The sequence below is a fragment of the Hymenobacter plasmatis genome (assembly GCF_020711255.1).
Lineage (GTDB): Bacteria > Bacteroidota > Bacteroidia > Cytophagales > Hymenobacteraceae > Hymenobacter.
This window is the reverse complement of record NZ_JAJFAW010000005.1, coordinates 161,460-175,550: the sequence shown is the minus strand read 5'-3', so window position 1 is coordinate 175,550 and position 14,091 is coordinate 161,460. Positions and strand designations below refer to the sequence as shown.

At 61.6% G+C, this 14,091-nt stretch carries 13 protein-coding genes; 6 read left to right on the top strand and 7 right to left on the bottom strand.

Annotated elements, in window-relative coordinates; genetic code table 11:
- Positions 1-38: 38 nt before the first annotated feature.
- A complete protein-coding gene (locus LJ738_RS05420; protein WP_227785291.1) occupies positions 39-2,306 on the top strand; it encodes a T9SS type B sorting domain-containing protein in 2,268 nt (755 codons plus the stop codon).
- A 98-nt stretch (positions 2,307-2,404) separates the two neighbouring features.
- On the opposite strand, the gene LJ738_RS05415 is transcribed toward LJ738_RS05420, so the two are convergent.
- The 3 genes from LJ738_RS05415 to LJ738_RS05405 form a co-directional block, all read right to left on the bottom strand.
- On the bottom strand, positions 2,405-3,058 hold the full coding sequence (locus tag LJ738_RS05415; RefSeq protein WP_227785290.1) for a cytochrome c oxidase subunit 3: 654 nt from the start codon (positions 3,056-3,058) through the stop codon (positions 2,405-2,407).
- An 83-nt stretch (positions 3,059-3,141) separates the two neighbouring features.
- A complete protein-coding gene (locus tag LJ738_RS05410) occupies positions 3,142-3,480 on the bottom strand; it encodes a hypothetical protein (RefSeq protein WP_227785289.1) in 339 nt (112 codons plus the stop codon).
- Entirely contained in the window at positions 3,473-3,724 is a 252-nt protein-coding gene (locus LJ738_RS05405) for a hypothetical protein (protein WP_227785288.1), read from the bottom strand. The genes LJ738_RS05410 and LJ738_RS05405 overlap by 8 nt, the downstream gene beginning before the upstream one ends.
- A gap of 264 nt (positions 3,725-3,988) precedes the next feature.
- On the opposite strand from LJ738_RS05405, the gene LJ738_RS05400 reads away from it, so the two are divergent.
- Positions 3,989-4,714, top strand: coding sequence for a TapB family protein (locus LJ738_RS05400; RefSeq protein WP_227785287.1), 726 nt, complete (start codon positions 3,989-3,991; stop codon positions 4,712-4,714).
- Positions 4,715-4,732: 18 nt separating this feature from the next.
- Here LJ738_RS05400 and LJ738_RS05395 read toward each other — a convergent pair whose 3' ends face one another.
- Entirely contained in the window at positions 4,733-6,109 is a 1,377-nt protein-coding gene (locus LJ738_RS05395) for a M23 family metallopeptidase (protein WP_227785286.1), read from the bottom strand.
- A gap of 142 nt (positions 6,110-6,251) precedes the next feature.
- On the opposite strand from LJ738_RS05395, the gene LJ738_RS05390 reads away from it, so the two are divergent.
- Genes LJ738_RS05390 through LJ738_RS21445 form a run of 3 tightly spaced genes read left to right on the top strand, consistent with a single transcriptional unit; the run spans position 6,252 to position 9,143 of the window.
- Positions 6,252-7,103 (top strand): hydroxymethylglutaryl-CoA lyase, encoded by an 852-nt coding sequence (locus tag LJ738_RS05390; protein ID WP_227785285.1) that lies wholly within the window; start codon positions 6,252-6,254, stop codon positions 7,101-7,103.
- Positions 7,104-7,113: 10 nt separating this feature from the next.
- Positions 7,114-7,857 (top strand): (Fe-S)-binding protein, encoded by a 744-nt coding sequence (locus LJ738_RS05385; protein WP_227785284.1) that lies wholly within the window; start codon positions 7,114-7,116, stop codon positions 7,855-7,857.
- Between the two features lie 53 nt (positions 7,858-7,910).
- The gene (locus tag LJ738_RS21445) at positions 7,911-9,143 is read left to right on the top strand and encodes an O-antigen ligase family protein (protein ID WP_227785283.1); all 1,233 of its coding nucleotides are present in this window, start codon (positions 7,911-7,913) and stop codon (positions 9,141-9,143) included.
- Positions 9,144-9,216: 73 nt separating this feature from the next.
- Here the strand turns inward: LJ738_RS21445 and dapA are convergent, their stop codons facing one another.
- A complete protein-coding gene (gene dapA, locus LJ738_RS05375) occupies positions 9,217-10,101 on the bottom strand; it encodes a 4-hydroxy-tetrahydrodipicolinate synthase (RefSeq protein WP_227785282.1) in 885 nt (294 codons plus the stop codon).
- Positions 10,102-10,231: 130 nt separating this feature from the next.
- Between dapA and LJ738_RS05370 the strand changes: the two genes are divergently transcribed.
- Positions 10,232-11,155 (top strand): polysaccharide deacetylase family protein, encoded by a 924-nt coding sequence (locus LJ738_RS05370; RefSeq protein ID WP_227785281.1) that lies wholly within the window; start codon positions 10,232-10,234, stop codon positions 11,153-11,155.
- Between the two features lie 272 nt (positions 11,156-11,427).
- Here LJ738_RS05370 and LJ738_RS05365 read toward each other — a convergent pair whose 3' ends face one another.
- Together LJ738_RS05365 and LJ738_RS05360 are read right to left on the bottom strand one after the other, a co-directional pair.
- Complete coding sequence (locus LJ738_RS05365; protein WP_227785280.1) at positions 11,428-13,263, bottom strand: glycoside hydrolase family 15 protein; 1,836 nt, start codon at positions 13,261-13,263, stop codon at positions 11,428-11,430.
- Positions 13,264-13,435: 172 nt separating this feature from the next.
- Positions 13,436-13,975 (bottom strand): hypothetical protein, encoded by a 540-nt coding sequence (locus LJ738_RS05360; protein WP_227785279.1) that lies wholly within the window; start codon positions 13,973-13,975, stop codon positions 13,436-13,438.
- Positions 13,976-14,091 lie beyond the last annotated feature (116 nt).

The window sequence follows — 14,091 nt, the reverse complement described above, 5'->3', positions numbered from 1 at the left end:
GGCTCAATCCGGATTTAGTACGCTTATTTCTCAAACTAATGCCCTTTCGCCTTCCTTTGCCCGGTCCGGCGTGGGCTGCCTGCCTGCTGTTTTGGTGCAGTTGGCTGGGATTTGGCGAGACGGCAAGGGCCACGCACATTGTGGGCGGTGAAATGGAGCTGGTGCACAACACAGGCGACTCCTACACGCTGCTGCTCAACCTGTACTTCGATGCCGTGAATGGCAACGTGAGCGTGCTGGATGCCGACCTGACGGCCAGCATTTTTGAGAAAAGCACCAACAACCGCATGACCAACGTGGTGCTGCCGCTCAGCAGCAACACCTTCGTCAACTACACCAATCCGGCGTGTGCCCAGCCCACGCTCAGCACCCGCAAGCTGGTTTACAGCAAGCTTATCACGCTCGCGGCCGATACTTACAACAGTCCGCAAGGGTACTATGTAGCCGTGGAGCGCTGCTGCCGCAACTACTCCATCAGCAACATTGTGGCGCCCAACAACGCCGCCCAAACCTTCTACCTGGAGTTTCCGGCCGTGGTGCGGGGCGGCAAAGCCTTCTACGACTCGACGCCGCGCATCTTTCCAGCACTGGCCGACTACGCTTGCCGCAACGAACTGTTCTACTACGACTTCGGCGGCCAGGACGCCGACGGCGACTCCCTGGTGTACGACCTGGTAACGCCGCTCAACGGCCACGCCAACGCCACCGTGCCCAAGCCCGCCGCAGCCGAAGCGGCCCCGTATGCCCTCATCAAGTGGAACCCGGGCCTGAGCACCCTCAACCAGATACCGGGCGCTCCCACCCTCGAAATCGGCCGGAACTCGGGACGGCTCACCGTGCGGCCCACGTCGTTGGGCCTCTTCGTGTTTGGGGTGCGCTGTGCCGAATACCGGCGGGGCGAGAAAATCGGGGAATCGCGCCGCGACTTCCAGCTCATGGTGCTGAACTGCGCCGTGAACATCAAGCCCAGCCTTCGGCTACTGCCCGCTCCCACCAGTTCCGCCACCTACCGGCCCGGCCGCGACACCCTCCATTTTGTGCCAAGTGGCAACCGCTGCGTTCGGGTGCGCTTCACCGACCCCGACCCCAATTCACGGCTGACCTTATCATTGAGCCCGGTTAATTTCTCGGGGCTGCTACCCACTTTTACGTCGGCCAGCAGCGGCGCTGTTCGCACCGCGGGCGCGCCGGATACGCTCACGGCCACGCTCTGCTTTCCCGAATGCATGAACACCCGCGGCGGGGTCTTTTTGCTGGACGTGGTAGTGGGCGATGATGGCTGCAGCCTGCCCAAGCGCGATACAGTGCGCGTGGCTTTCACCGCCGTTCCGCCGGGCAATGCCCCACCCACCATCGCTGCCACTGCGGGCCCCGCCCTGCCCCTGCGTGTGCGCGTGGGCGACCTGGTAGCCTTCGACGTGACCGGCACCGACCTCGACAATGACCCCGTGCTGCTGGAAATGACCGGTCAAGGCTTCAGCCCCGGTGCGCTGGGGGCCACGCTCTCGCAGGGCACCACCGGCAACCAGCAGCGCGGCCGCTTCAACTGGCGCGTCGATTGCCGGGCTGTGGGGCCCGATTCCATCTTCACCTTCCAGTTTGCGGCCGCTACGTCGCCGTGCAGCACGCGCGACATCGCCACCATCTCGGTGCCAGTGGTGGTGAGCTATGCCAACCACGCGCCCGTGTTGGCTTCGAGCCTTCCGGTGCCCAAGGGGTCGGAAATCCCGCTGCTGGTGCTGCCCCTCGGCCACTTATATACTGCCACTTTCATGGGCACCGATGTAGACCGCGACGGCCTGACGCTGACAGCCAGCGGCACCTCCAACGATGGCAAAGAAGGCTTCGACCTGGCTGCCGCGGGCATGCGGTTCCAGGCCTTCAACGGTACGGGCGTGGCCAATGGCACCTTTAGCTGGGACGTGAGCTGCGCCGCCGCCAACCTGCACCGTGAGCTCACCGTCACGTTTCAGCTCGTGGATGCCACCTGCAAGCCCCTGCCCCAGGTGCAACGCGTCCGCCTTCAGGTAAAAAGCCCCGACTCGCTGGCCGTGAAGCTCTACAACGTCATCACCCCCAACCGCGACGGGCAAAACGATGAGTTCCGGCTGCCCGACCTGCCGCCGAACTTTTGCGACGCGCAGTTTGCCAACATCAAGATTTTCAGCCGGTGGGGCCAGCAGGTTTTTGAATCGCAGGACCGGGAGTTTCGCTGGCCGGGCCAGGGCAACGGGGGGCTGTATTACTACTTCGTGTCCTACACCGACGGCCGCAAATACCGGGGTTGGCTTGAGGTAATTCGGTAGCCAACTTGCCATTCGGCACTCCACAGCTGCCACAAAAAGAGCCGCTAAATCACTTTAGCGGCTCTCGTTATTTAGCTCAATTTGAATAGTTTATCCACTCAAAAGAGAAATAGAAACACGGCAAACAACGCAACCCACAGCACATCGATGAAATGCCAGTAGGTGCCCAGCATGCCCAACTGGCGGCGGTGGTAGGGGTTGCGAATGAAGACCAGCGTCCGCACCGCGTCGCGGTCGGCGTGCACCACACGCAGCAGCAGGGCCAGCAAAAACAGCATGCCGCCCAGCAAGTGGGCCACGTGCAGGGCCGATATCAGATAAATGAACTGGCCGCTGCTACTGCTGGCATCGCCTTGGAAGGGCACGCCGGTAGTCATCAGCTCGCGCCAGCCCAGCACCTGCAGCCCGGCAAACACGCAGCCCAGCAGCAGCGTAGCGCCCAGGCAGCGGGCCAGGCTGCTCAGGTCGTCGTCGGCGTACAGCCGCGGGGCCTGCGCCATGGTGTAGCTACTGAGCAGCAGCACGATGGTGCTCAGCGAGAAATACCGCGGCAAGGCGTGCAAGCCCGTGGGCACCCCGCTCCGCAGCCGCGTGGTAACATACGCCGTCACCAGCATCACAAACATGATGGTGATGGCCAGAATCACCAGGTAGAGCACCACCAGCAGCGGCGGCATGCGCTCGATGCGGCCAAACGGCGACGAACGCCGACGGGCCCCTACCTGGTTTTCGTGTTCGTGTTCGGAGTTCATCGGGGTGGGAAAGGGGTGTTCCTTTCCAAACTAATCGAACTGGAATTAGTTGCAAAACCACCACGATTTGCGCCGGGACGGTGCTACCGAAAGAACGAGCCGATTTTGCCCAATACGGCGTTGAGCGTGATTTTGGGGGTGCGCTGCACGCCGAAGGTGACGTAGGTTTTGCCGCCCACCCGCAAATCCAAGACCCAGCCCAATTGACGGGCTAAGTCATTGATTTGCTGCATGGGGTCGGGGCCGGGGGGCTTGGGCGGCTTGGGCACGCCGGGGGGCGTTGGCGGGGCCGCCGTAAGCAGGTCGAGCACCTGCTGGCTGGGAATATTGAGGATGAGGTAGGTGCCGGCAGCGGCGAGCTGCAGGGCGTGGCCATTCCAGTTGATGACGAGCTGGGCCTCAATTTCGAGGGTACTAGGCACCGGCTTCGGCGGGACTGGATGGCAGCTGGGGGGCAGCCGTGGTGCCGGCCGGCTGGTCGCCGCGGGTGCGGATGCGGAGCGAGCCGTTGAGCTTCCAGGTGGCGGCCGGGGCGTTGGGGTTTTGGGGGTTTGGCACTTGCAGCTCCATTTGGTCGAACGCGCAGCTGAGCTCCACGCCGCCCGAAAGCTTGCCGAGCAGGGAGGCGGCCATGTCGGCCCAATTAGATGAGGAAGAATCGGCCATGTTAGCAGGTGGGTTAGGTGGTGAAAGGGGCAAAATGGGGCAAAGCGCCTGCCCCGATTGGCCGCAAAGTACGACCATGCACCTGCTAACGCAACGAAACGGCCCGGGTTGTGGGGCATCCTTGCCCCCTGCCGGCCGCGTACATTTGTACCCATTGCCTTTTAGCTCAACCCAATGTTCGCTTCGCGCTCCTGTTCTGGTCATGCGGCCGCTTTCCTGCTTTTGCTTTCGGGCTCCGGCCGCGCCCAGTCCCTTACCGACTCCATGCTCCCACCACGGCCGGAAGCAGTTTCTGAGCTAGCTTTTGAAGCAAGCCCAGCCTCCTGCGCCCACCCCTTTGGCTTGCATGAGGGCCAGAACCTGGAGTACCAAATTCTGAACAACAAAGGCAAATCCATCGGTGCTGTGCGCTACCGGGTTGTTAAAATCAGCACCGACTCCGTTGCCCGCAAAAAGAATAAAGCGGTAGTAACCACCAGTGTTCGGCTGAAAAGCGGCCTTTACGACCCCACCAACCTAGTGCTGGCCCAACAGGACCTCACCTTCTTTTGCCGCAACGACACCACGTTTACCGATGGCTTGCGGGAAATCAATTACGAAGGCCTCAAGTCTTTCCGCGACCGGCGGATGACCTACCAAGGCACGCCGTTGGCTTGGCCCAACCAGCCGGCGCCCGGTAGCGCCTTGGCCGACGGCGGCGCCCTGGTGCAGGTGAGCAGCCCTTCGGTGGCCATTGCCAAGGTGAAGACCACGGTGCTCAAACGCAAGCTCGTGGCCGGGCGCATTCCCGTCACGGTGCCTGCCGGCACGTTCAGCTGCTACATGGTGGAGAGTGAGCGCGAGCTGGCCACCGCTGCCCGTGCCGACCTCGTCCTAAAAAATGCGGGCCGGGAAATCGACTACTACGACCCCGCTGTGGGCATCATCAAGACCGAGTACTACGATAAGAAAGGCAAGCTACTGCAATCGCGGGTGCTGGCCAAGCACTAGCATTTGCCGGGGCTCGAGTTATAAAATAGCCCAACCCGTTTCGCCCTGTGGGCCGCGCAGCAGGCTGTAGTGGTCTTGCTGGCCCAGCACCTCCACGGGCGTTTGGGGCGCCAGGGCTCCCCCGGCCGGGGCCGTCTTAGTTGGTTGTAAAAGCAGCTCCGTAGCCGTGGGCAGCACCAGGCGCCGCAGCGGGGTGGCCGCTGCTCCTACCACGGCATGCACCCCCACATAGCCGATTTGACCGCCCGGGGTTTGCACCCGCAGGTCGGTACCCTGCTGGCCTATCACCAGCAGCGGCAACTGCTTGGGCAGCCGGGCGGCAGCTTGCAAGTGCTCGATTTTCTCCTTGCCCACCGAGGTCCGCAGCACGGCCGCCGCCCGCATCCGCACGAATTCGCCGCGCTGGTCGGGGCCGCTGGGCAGCGCCGCCACCGGGGCGGGATGGTGCACAAACGGAAAGGGGTCAACGGCCCCGCGGCCGCTGCGGTAAATGCCAAAGTGCAGGTGGGGCACAGTGCTGCGGGCGTTGCCGGTATTGCCCACCAGGCCCAGAGTATCGCCGGCCCGCACGTGCTGGCCCACCGTCACCAGCTGCTTATCTAAGTGCGCGTAATACAGGTGGTTGCCGTGCGCAGCGTCGGCCAGCCACACCACCCGCCCGCCGATGGGCGTTTCGCCGGTGCGGGTGATGAACCCCGCGGTGGCGGCTACAGCCGGGGTGCCGCGTGCGGCAAAAATATCGATGCCCTCGTGTGAGCGCGCGCCGGCTTCGCGCGGAGCGCCCCAGAAGCTGCCCACGGCCGCATCGGTGCGGCCCTGTACCGGAAACACGCCCAAACTTGGCTCGCGGGCCACGCGCAGGGTGTAGCGCCCGGCGGCCAGCAGCTCGGGCTGTACCCGCAACAGGTGCTGCCCGTCGGCTTCGGCCAAGTACCGGAAATCCAGCACCAACGTATCGGCGCTGGCCAGGGGTACCGGGGCCCGGCCGGGCACCACTTCAAAAGCATCCAGAAATACACGGACTGCCGCCCCGGTGGGCAGCGACAGGCTTACGTGGACCTGCTCGCCGGCGCGCACGGCATAGCGGTAGCTGGCCGCTGTGGGCCGCTCGGGCCGGAAATAACCCGTCTCGGTGAATGGCAGCGTGACCACCAGCGAATCGCGCAGCGCCTGCTCGGCCGCCGCAAGCCAGGCGCGGCCCGCGGGCCGGCGGTCGAGGCCGGACTGGTGCAGTTGCCGGGCATACGCCTCGTGCGGGGTCGCCTTTTGGAATATGGCCTGCAAAGTCTGCTGCTTGCTACAGCCGCTCAGCAACAGGATTACTCCGAAGAAAAAGGGCCACAGCAGTCCTGCCAGCGGCCGATTCGCGGGCCGCTTAATAGAAGCATCCGTCATTAATAACATGCGCGTTAAACAACGGCTTCCGTCGGGTAGTTCGGGTGCGGGCCGGGCCTAGCCCACCCTGGGCCGGGGCAGCACTTCCGGGCCTGGGCCGGCCTGCTACCTTTACGCTCCATTCCCGCCTCACCCCTGCTCTATGAAGCTCATCGAATGCCCGCGCGACGCCATGCAAGGCCTGCCCGATTTCATTCCGACTGCCACCAAAACTGCCTACCTCAATACGCTGCTTAAGGTCGGCTTCGATACCCTGGATTTTGGCTCTTTCGTGTCTCCCAAAGCCATTCCGCAGCTGCGCGACACGGCAGAAGTGCTAGCGGGGCTGGACCTGAGCGCCACCAAAACCAAGCTGCTGGCCATTGTGGCCAACCTGCGCGGCGCTGAAACCGCCGCCCAACACCCGGAAATCAGCTACCTGGGCTTTCCACTTTCCGTCTCCGAAACCTTCCAGCGGCGCAACACCAACCAAACCACCGCCGAAGCCCTGGCCGACGTGGCCACCATGCACGAGCTGTGTGAGCGCACCGGCAAAACCCTCGTCACCTACCTGTCGATGGGATTTGGCAACCCCTACGGCGATGCCTGGAGTCCAGAAATCGTAACGGACTTCACTCAGCAGCTGGCGTCCCTGGGCATTCACATTGTGGCTTTGTCCGACACCATCGGCGCCTCCACGGCGGCCACCATTGCGCCGTTGTTCTCAGCCCTGATTCCTGCGTTTCCTGCTATTGAGTTTGGGGCTCACCTGCACACTACCCCTACTACCTGGCACGAGAAAGTAAGCGCCGCCTACCAAGCCGGCTGCCGGCGCTTCGATGGCGCCATTGGCGGCTTTGGCGGCTGCCCCATGGCTGCCGACGAGCTCACCGGCAACATGGCCACCGAAAACCTGCTGGCTTTCCTGGCGGAAAACGGGCTCGATTCAGGCTTGGACTTAGCGGCCTTTGCCCAGGCCCGGGCGGCGGCTACGGGCGTCTTTGCTTTTCATTAACCTATAGCCGATGCTTGCTACCGCCGATATTTTCATTCCTTGCTTCGTCGACCAGCTCTACCCTGCTACCGCCATGAACATGGTGAAAGTGCTGGAGCGGGTGGGTGTGCAGGTCAATTACAACCCCGACCAAACCTGCTGTGGCCAGCCGGCCTACAACGCCGGCTACAAGCCCCAAAGCCGGGCCGTGGCCGAGAAATTTCTTCAGGATTTTGCGGCACCGGAAGCAGCCAATCCGCGCTACGTCGTGAGCCCTTCGGCGTCGTGCGTGGGCATGGTGCGCAACAGCTACACCGACTTATTCGCAGACACCCAGGCCCTGGCCAGCTGCCAGGCCGTGCAGGGCCGCACCTACGAGCTGACCGAGTTTCTGGTGGATGTGCTGGGCATCAGCGCGATTCCGGGCGCCCGGCTGGCGGGCAAGTACACTTACCACGATTCCTGCTCCGCGTTGCGGGAGTGTGGCATCCGGGCGGCCCCGCGCCTGCTGCTGGACAATGTGGCCGGGCTGGAACGAGTGGAGATGGCCGAAAACACCACCTGCTGCGGTTTCGGGGGCACCTTTGCGGTGAAGTTCGAAGCCATTTCGGTGGCAATGGCCCAGCAAAAAGTGGAGCACGCACTCGACACCGGCGCCGACTTCATCGTGAGCACCGACGTGAGCTGCCTGATGCATCTGGAGGCGTACATCAAGAAAGAAAAGCTCCCCCTGAAATGCCTGCACATCGCCGACGTGCTGGCCAGCGGCTGGTAGCAGCCCGCTGCAATATTGAGCTAACCCGGCCCCCTACTTTCTGACTTTCTCTGGTGCAGTATTACTTATCCGGCCGTCTTTCGCAGCAGTTGTTGTGGCTGGCCTGCCTGGCGGGCGTGGTGGGGCTGCTGGCGGCGCGGTCCTTGGTGGCCCTGGCCCCGGTGGTGGGTGTGCTGGCCGTGTTGGCCAATCCCAATCTGCGGGCTGAATTTCCCCGGTACTTCCGCAATGGAGCTGCCATGTGCGCCGCGGCTGTATTCGGATTTCTGCTTATTAGCGGCCTATATACCAGCGAGTGGGCTACCTGGCGCCACGACTTATTCCGCTACCTGCCCTTGCTGGGCGTGCCACTGGCCTTCACCCTGGCCGTGCCCCTCACGGCACGCCAGCGGCTGGCGGTGGGCTGCTTGTTTGTGCTGGGCACGGCGGCCAACGGTGCGGCTACCCTCGGCAAGTACCTGCTGGACCCGGCCGCGGCTAACGAGGCCATCAACTTGGGCCAAAACGTTCAGGCCGTGACGCGCATTTTCCACATCACGTTTGGCGTGATGCTGGCCCTGGCCTTCTTCTGGGGCCTGCTGCTGCGGCGCAGCAAACTTGTGGGGCCAGTGTTGCGGGGCGCGCTGCTTGTGGCGGCAGTAGTGGCGGCGCTCACGCTGCACGTACTGGCATATCGCACGGGCCTGCTGGTATTTTACACGAGCCTGTTGGGCTATGCGGTGTGGCTGCTGGTACGGCGGCGTTGGCTGCTAGGAATTGGGCTGCTGGTGCTGCTGGGGCTGGGCCCGTGGCTGGCCTACCACACGCTCGAATCGGTGCGGCAACGTGTCGACTCTACGGTGTGGGACGTGGGCCAGTTCACCAATCAGCAGGACATCAACAACTATTCCCTGGCGCGCCGGCTCGCGGCCGTTGAAACCGCCGAAGCAGTGATTGGTCAGCATTGGCTGATTGGCGTAGGCCCGGCCGATACTCGTGCGGCGATGATGGCCCAATACGACTGGAAAGATTACGGTCTTCGGCAGGCCAACCGCGTCGAGGTGCACAACCAATACCTCGAAGCCCTAATGGGCGGTGGGCTGCTTGGCTTTGGCCTGCTGCTGTTGCTCCTGCTGTGGCCATTCACCCAAGCCCAGGCCCGGCACAATCCCTACCTCTGCTTCTTCCTGCTGATTCAAGCCACAGCCATGATGGTCGACGCCGTGCTCTCCCTGCAAATTGGTCTTAACCTGTTCATCTTCGGCTACGGCTTCCTAGCGGTAGCAACATTGAATAATGACGAATGAGCAATGACAAATGACGAATTGGTCGTCGGGCTAATTCGTCATTTGTCATTGCTCATTCGTCATTGTTTTTTCCCTACAGCGCTTTTCTAATTCGCTCTTTGAGCCCGGGGGTGGCCTCCAGAAGCGGCAGGCGAACGGCGGCTCCGCATACGCCCAGCGCTTCCAGAGCTGCTTTCACGCCCACGGGGTTGCTTTCCTCATACATGAGCGGGTTGATGGGCAGCAGGTGGAAAAGACCCGTGCGCGCTTTGGTAAAGTCGCCGGCCAGGGCCGCGCGGGTCATGTCGGCGAAGCGCTTGGGGAAGGCATTGGCCATTACCGAAATAATGCCTTCTGCTCCGCAGGCAATGAGGGCAGGCGTGAGCACGTCATCGCCCGAGAGCAGCAGAAAACCTTCCGGTTTGTGGGCGGCAATGGCCAGGCACTGCTCCATGTTGCCGCTGGCTTCCTTGATGCCGATGATGTTGGGGTGCTGCGCCAGGCGCAGGGTGGTTTCGGCGGTGATGTTGGAGGCCGTGCGGCCGGGCACGTTGTAGAGAATAATGGGCACGGGGCTGGCCTCTGCCAGGCGGTGGTAGTGGGCCACTAAGCCGGCCTGGGTGGGCTTGTTGTAAGCCGGGCTGGCCGATAGCACGGCCGCAATGCCGTCGAGGTCGGTGCTGAGCAGGAGCTCCTCGGCCGCGGCCGTGTCGTTGCTGCCGATGCCGTACACCAAGGGCACCCGGCCGGCCACGTGGGCCTTGGCAACGCGCAGCAGCTCGGCTTTTTCCTCAGCGGTGGTGGTCGGCGATTCGCCGGTGGTGCCATTCACCACGAGGTATTCCACGCCGCCTTCGATGCAGAAATCAAGCAAGTGGCGCCAGCCGACATAGTCCACCTTAAAATCGTCGGTAAACGGGGTGACCAAGGCCACGCCCGTGCCGTGAAATGCCGGAAGACGGGTGCCAGTGTTGTTCATGCGGGTGATTGGGGGTTAGTTTTGTACAAAGGTAGGGGTGCGTCGCACGCGCCCGGCATTTCGCCGTTGGCTACCTCATCCATTTTTAGCTGCCTATTCCGGCGGACGTGTGCGACACGGCCCAATTATTATGAAATTCACCTCTGCTTCCCTCCTTTTGGCTGCCCTTGCGGTAGCCGCCTGCGACTCCAAAACCGCCACCATGGGCGAGTCCGCAGCCAGTTCTGCCACTGTGGAGGCCGTCACCACCGTCCCGGCCGTGGCCGGCACGTCCGGTACTCGCGCCACCTCTACTGACGAGGCCAACGCCACGCCCGCGCCGGCCCCCACCAGCATTCCGGCCAGCAAAGCCGGCGACGCGGCCGCCATCCTGGCCCGGCCGCAGGTGCCCATCCTGTGCTACCACCAGATTCGGGACTGGACGGCCCGCGACTCCAAAAACGCCAAGGACTACATCACGCCCATTGCCACCTTCAAGGGCCACATCAAGATGCTGGCCGACTCGGGCTACCACACCATCTCGCCCGACCAGCTCTACGCCTACATGACCACCGGGGCCAAGCTGCCGAGCAAGCCCATCATGCTCACCTTCGACGACACCGACCTCGACCAGTTCACCATTGCCCGCCCCGAGCTCGACAAGTACGGCTTCAAGGCCATGTACTTTGTGATGACCGTGAGCCTGGGCCGCCCCCACTACATGACCAAGGCCATGGTGAAGCAGCTTTCCGACGAAGGCAACATCATCGGCTCGCACACCTGGGACCACCACAACGTGAAGAAATACCAGGGCAAGGATTGGGAAACCCAAATCGACAAGCCCACCAAAACCCTGGAGGAAATCACCGGCAAGAAAATCAACTACTTCGCCTACCCCTTCGGCCTCTGGAACGAGCAGGCTTTCCCCGAGCTGAAGAAGCGCGGCTTTGTGGCAGCCTTCTCCCTGGCCGAAAAGCGCGACCAGAACGACCCGCTCTTCACCATTCGCCGCATCATCGCCAGCGGCTACTGGACGCCCCGCACGCTGCACAACAGCATCGTGCAGTCATTCTAGCACGCTGAAGAATTACTGACCGTCATGCAGAGCGCAGCGAAGCATATCGCGTGGCTTACCAACCTAATCGTCTGTCATGCTGACGAAGGAAGCATCTTATCACGATTGAACGAGTCGTGTGAGGGTGATAAGATGCTTCGCTGCGCTCTGCATGACGGTCAGATTTGCTTACCATAAGCAATCCGACGCTTCATAATTGCCATCAAAAAGCCCCGACCAAAATTGGTCGGGGCTTTTTGATTAATTGAAATTGAGCCAGAATTTTTCGCTTATCAGATAAAATTAGGCTTGTCCAGCTTTTTGGCAATGCGGTAAGCCGCGTTCATCAGCCCAACGTGGCTGTAGGCTTGCGGGAAATTCCCCCACTGGGAGCCGGTTTTCGCGTCCACATCTTCACTCAACAGCCCCAAATGGTTGGCGTAGCTGATGAGCTTCTCAAACTCCCTGATGGCATCGGTGAGGCGGCCCACACAGGCCAGCGCCTCCACGTACCAGAAAGAGCAGATGAGAAAAGTGGTTTCGGGGGTACCGAAATCGTCGGCGTGCCGGTAGCGGTAGAACAGGCCTTCCGGAGTTTTCAGCTCGTTTTCCAGGGCAATGAGGTGCTGCCGGGCGCGCTCGGAATTGGGGTCGAGGTAGCCCATGAGTATCAGCTGCAAAGTGCTGGCATCGAGATGGGGCGAGCCGATGGCGTTGGTGTACGCACCAAGGTCAGGGTTGTAGCACTGCTCGATGCGCCGCGTGGCTTCCTCGTTTAGTTCCGTGGCCAGGGCTTCCATGGCCTTGTTGCCGAGCGCCCGCGCCACCTTGCGGGCGGCGTGGCTGCCAGCCCAATGAAACAGGTAGGTGTAGCAGTGGTACTGTGCCAGGTTGCGAAACTCCCACAGCCCGGCATCCGGCACGTCCATGGTTGCCTTGATGAGGCCCAGGGCCTCGTACATCAAGGTTTCGGACGAGGTACGCTCCGGGTTCACGAAGCGGTGGTCGACGTAGAGCGGCAGCAGCGCCACCAGCACCTGGCCGTACACGTCGTTCTGCACGTGGGTGTAGGCATCGTTGCCGATGCGCACCGGCAAATTTCCCATGTAGCCGGCCAGGTCCAGTTCCTGCTCCACCAGCTCCGAAGCGCCGCTGATGCCGTAAAGCGGCTGGTACTTGCCTTTTACTTTGGTCGAAATGTTGGCGATATAATGGAAATACCGCTCCATTTCCTCGAAGTGACCGATGTTGTTGAAGGCCGTGAGGATGTAGTAGGTATCGCGCATCCAGCAGTAGCGGTAGTCCCAGTTGCGGGTGCTGCCGGGCGCTTCGGGCAGGCTGGTGGTGCTGGCCGCAATAATGGCCCCGGTGTCTTCATACTGGTGCACCTTCAGGGCCAGGGCCGACCGAATGACCTGGCCCTGGTAGAAGTCGCCGATGCTCATGCTTTTTACCCACTTGCGCCAGTATTCCACGGTGCTGCTCAAAAACCGCTCGGCCGTGCTTTCCAGCGGGGCCTCCAGCGGCGCTCCATAAGTCAGCACCAGGTACTTGGTTTCGTTCAGGGCAAAGTCCTCCTCGTCCACCACATAGGTGAGCGGGATGTTGGTGGTGAGGCGAATCTCTTCTTCGAGCCCCAAGTACGCAATGTGATTGGAGCTGCGGCGGCGGCTCAGCTCTTTGGTGCCGTACTCGCCCACGGGGTCGCAGGTAACCCGTATGCGCGGCGCGCCAGCCATGGGCTCCACCTTGCGGATAAACATCAGCGGCTTGTAGTAGCGCTCGTATTGCGAGAAGCGCGGGGCAAAATCCGTGACGCGGTACCGGCCGTCGGGCGTGGTGAGTTCCGTGCACAGCACGTTGGTGTTTTCCAGGTAATACTGGTGCGAGCTAAAATTGGCCCCGGCGGCCGGGCGAATACTGAATTCGCCGCCTTTGTTAGCATCGAGCAGGCTGCCGAATACGAAGCTGCTGTCGAACCTAGGCCAGCACAGCCAGGCCATGGAGGCATCTTTTCGGATGAGGGCCAGAAAGGCGCAGTTGCCAATCAAGCCCATTTCGTAGGTGTGCTTGGTGGAGCTGGCCGGGTTGGCGGGGCTGGGTGCGGGGTGCAAAGAGTCAGAAATCATACGGCGGGCATTACGTGAAGCGCGGCCCAACCAAGTGCAATTCCGGCGGGCACTTACCAAAAAGACCCGGCAGCCTACTGCCGGGTCTTTTTAGAAATACGCCGGAACGCGTCCTAAGTTTCTGTTTTCGTTCGCTAGGCTTCGCTTATCTAACGGTAGCGGCTATTCCCGCTCATAGCTTTGCAGGGAGCACCACTTTAGCTCCCGCGCCCTTGGCGGCAGGCCCCGGGAGCAGCGCTGGCACCTGGTGAACCACCACCACAAAGGGGTAGTCGCCTTTCATCTGGCTGTAGATGGTGGCTTCAAAGTCGGGCCCTTTATACCGCACCGCTTCGCAGCTCGGGCACGTCACGGGTTCCGCCACGAGTTTGCGGCTCTTCAACTCACTTCGCAGCTCACGCACACACGATGCCTGCACCGTTTTGAATACCACGTCCTGGCCAGGGCGCTGCGCCCGCAGCATGAGCCGACAAGCCGCCACCGCCGCCCCGTTTTGAGCTGGCAAAGTCCAGAAAGCTTCGCGGGAAGACGCCGTTGGGGCAGTATAACTCCATTCAGACGTGAGGTGCTGGGTCACCACCTGGGGCGACGTCAGCGCCGTAGGTTCGGCCCCTATTGTTAGAAGGTCGGCAAAACCGATGCATTGCGCACGCAGGGAAGCAGGAACTACCGCTTGCAAAGCAAGCAGTATCAACAGTATAAATAATCTCATGGAGGGAAAATAGAGGTTCAATAACGGGATTTAACTCCGTTGGGAAAAATTAAATCGATTATTATATCTAATTTTTATTCAGGAAAATAAGAACATATTACTTGCCATATTTTCCT

What these genes read in the sequence shown, in the direction of transcription:
- LJ738_RS05405 (WP_227785288.1), bottom strand. Translation starts at nt 3,724, where the DNA reads ATGGCCGATTCTTCCTCATCTAATTGGGCCGACATGGCCGCCTCCCTG.
- LJ738_RS05415 (WP_227785290.1), bottom strand. Translation starts at nt 3,058, where the DNA reads ATGAACTCCGAACACGAACACGAAAACCAGGTAGGGGCCCGTCGGCGT.
- LJ738_RS05385 (WP_227785284.1), top strand. Translation starts at nt 7,114, where the DNA reads ATGCTTGCTACCGCCGATATTTTCATTCCTTGCTTCGTCGACCAGCTC.
- LJ738_RS05365 (WP_227785280.1), bottom strand. Translation starts at nt 13,263, where the DNA reads ATGATTTCTGACTCTTTGCACCCCGCACCCAGCCCCGCCAACCCGGCC.
- LJ738_RS05420 (WP_227785291.1), top strand. Translation starts at nt 39, where the DNA reads ATGCCCTTTCGCCTTCCTTTGCCCGGTCCGGCGTGGGCTGCCTGCCTG.
- LJ738_RS05360 (WP_227785279.1), bottom strand. Translation starts at nt 13,975, where the DNA reads ATGAGATTATTTATACTGTTGATACTGCTTGCTTTGCAAGCGGTAGTT.
- LJ738_RS05390 (WP_227785285.1), top strand. Translation starts at nt 6,252, where the DNA reads ATGAAGCTCATCGAATGCCCGCGCGACGCCATGCAAGGCCTGCCCGAT.
- LJ738_RS05370 (WP_227785281.1), top strand. Translation starts at nt 10,232, where the DNA reads ATGAAATTCACCTCTGCTTCCCTCCTTTTGGCTGCCCTTGCGGTAGCC.
- dapA (WP_227785282.1), bottom strand. Translation starts at nt 10,101, where the DNA reads ATGAACAACACTGGCACCCGTCTTCCGGCATTTCACGGCACGGGCGTG.
- LJ738_RS05395 (WP_227785286.1), bottom strand. Translation starts at nt 6,109, where the DNA reads ATGACGGATGCTTCTATTAAGCGGCCCGCGAATCGGCCGCTGGCAGGA.
- LJ738_RS05400 (WP_227785287.1), top strand. Translation starts at nt 3,989, where the DNA reads ATGCTCCCACCACGGCCGGAAGCAGTTTCTGAGCTAGCTTTTGAAGCA.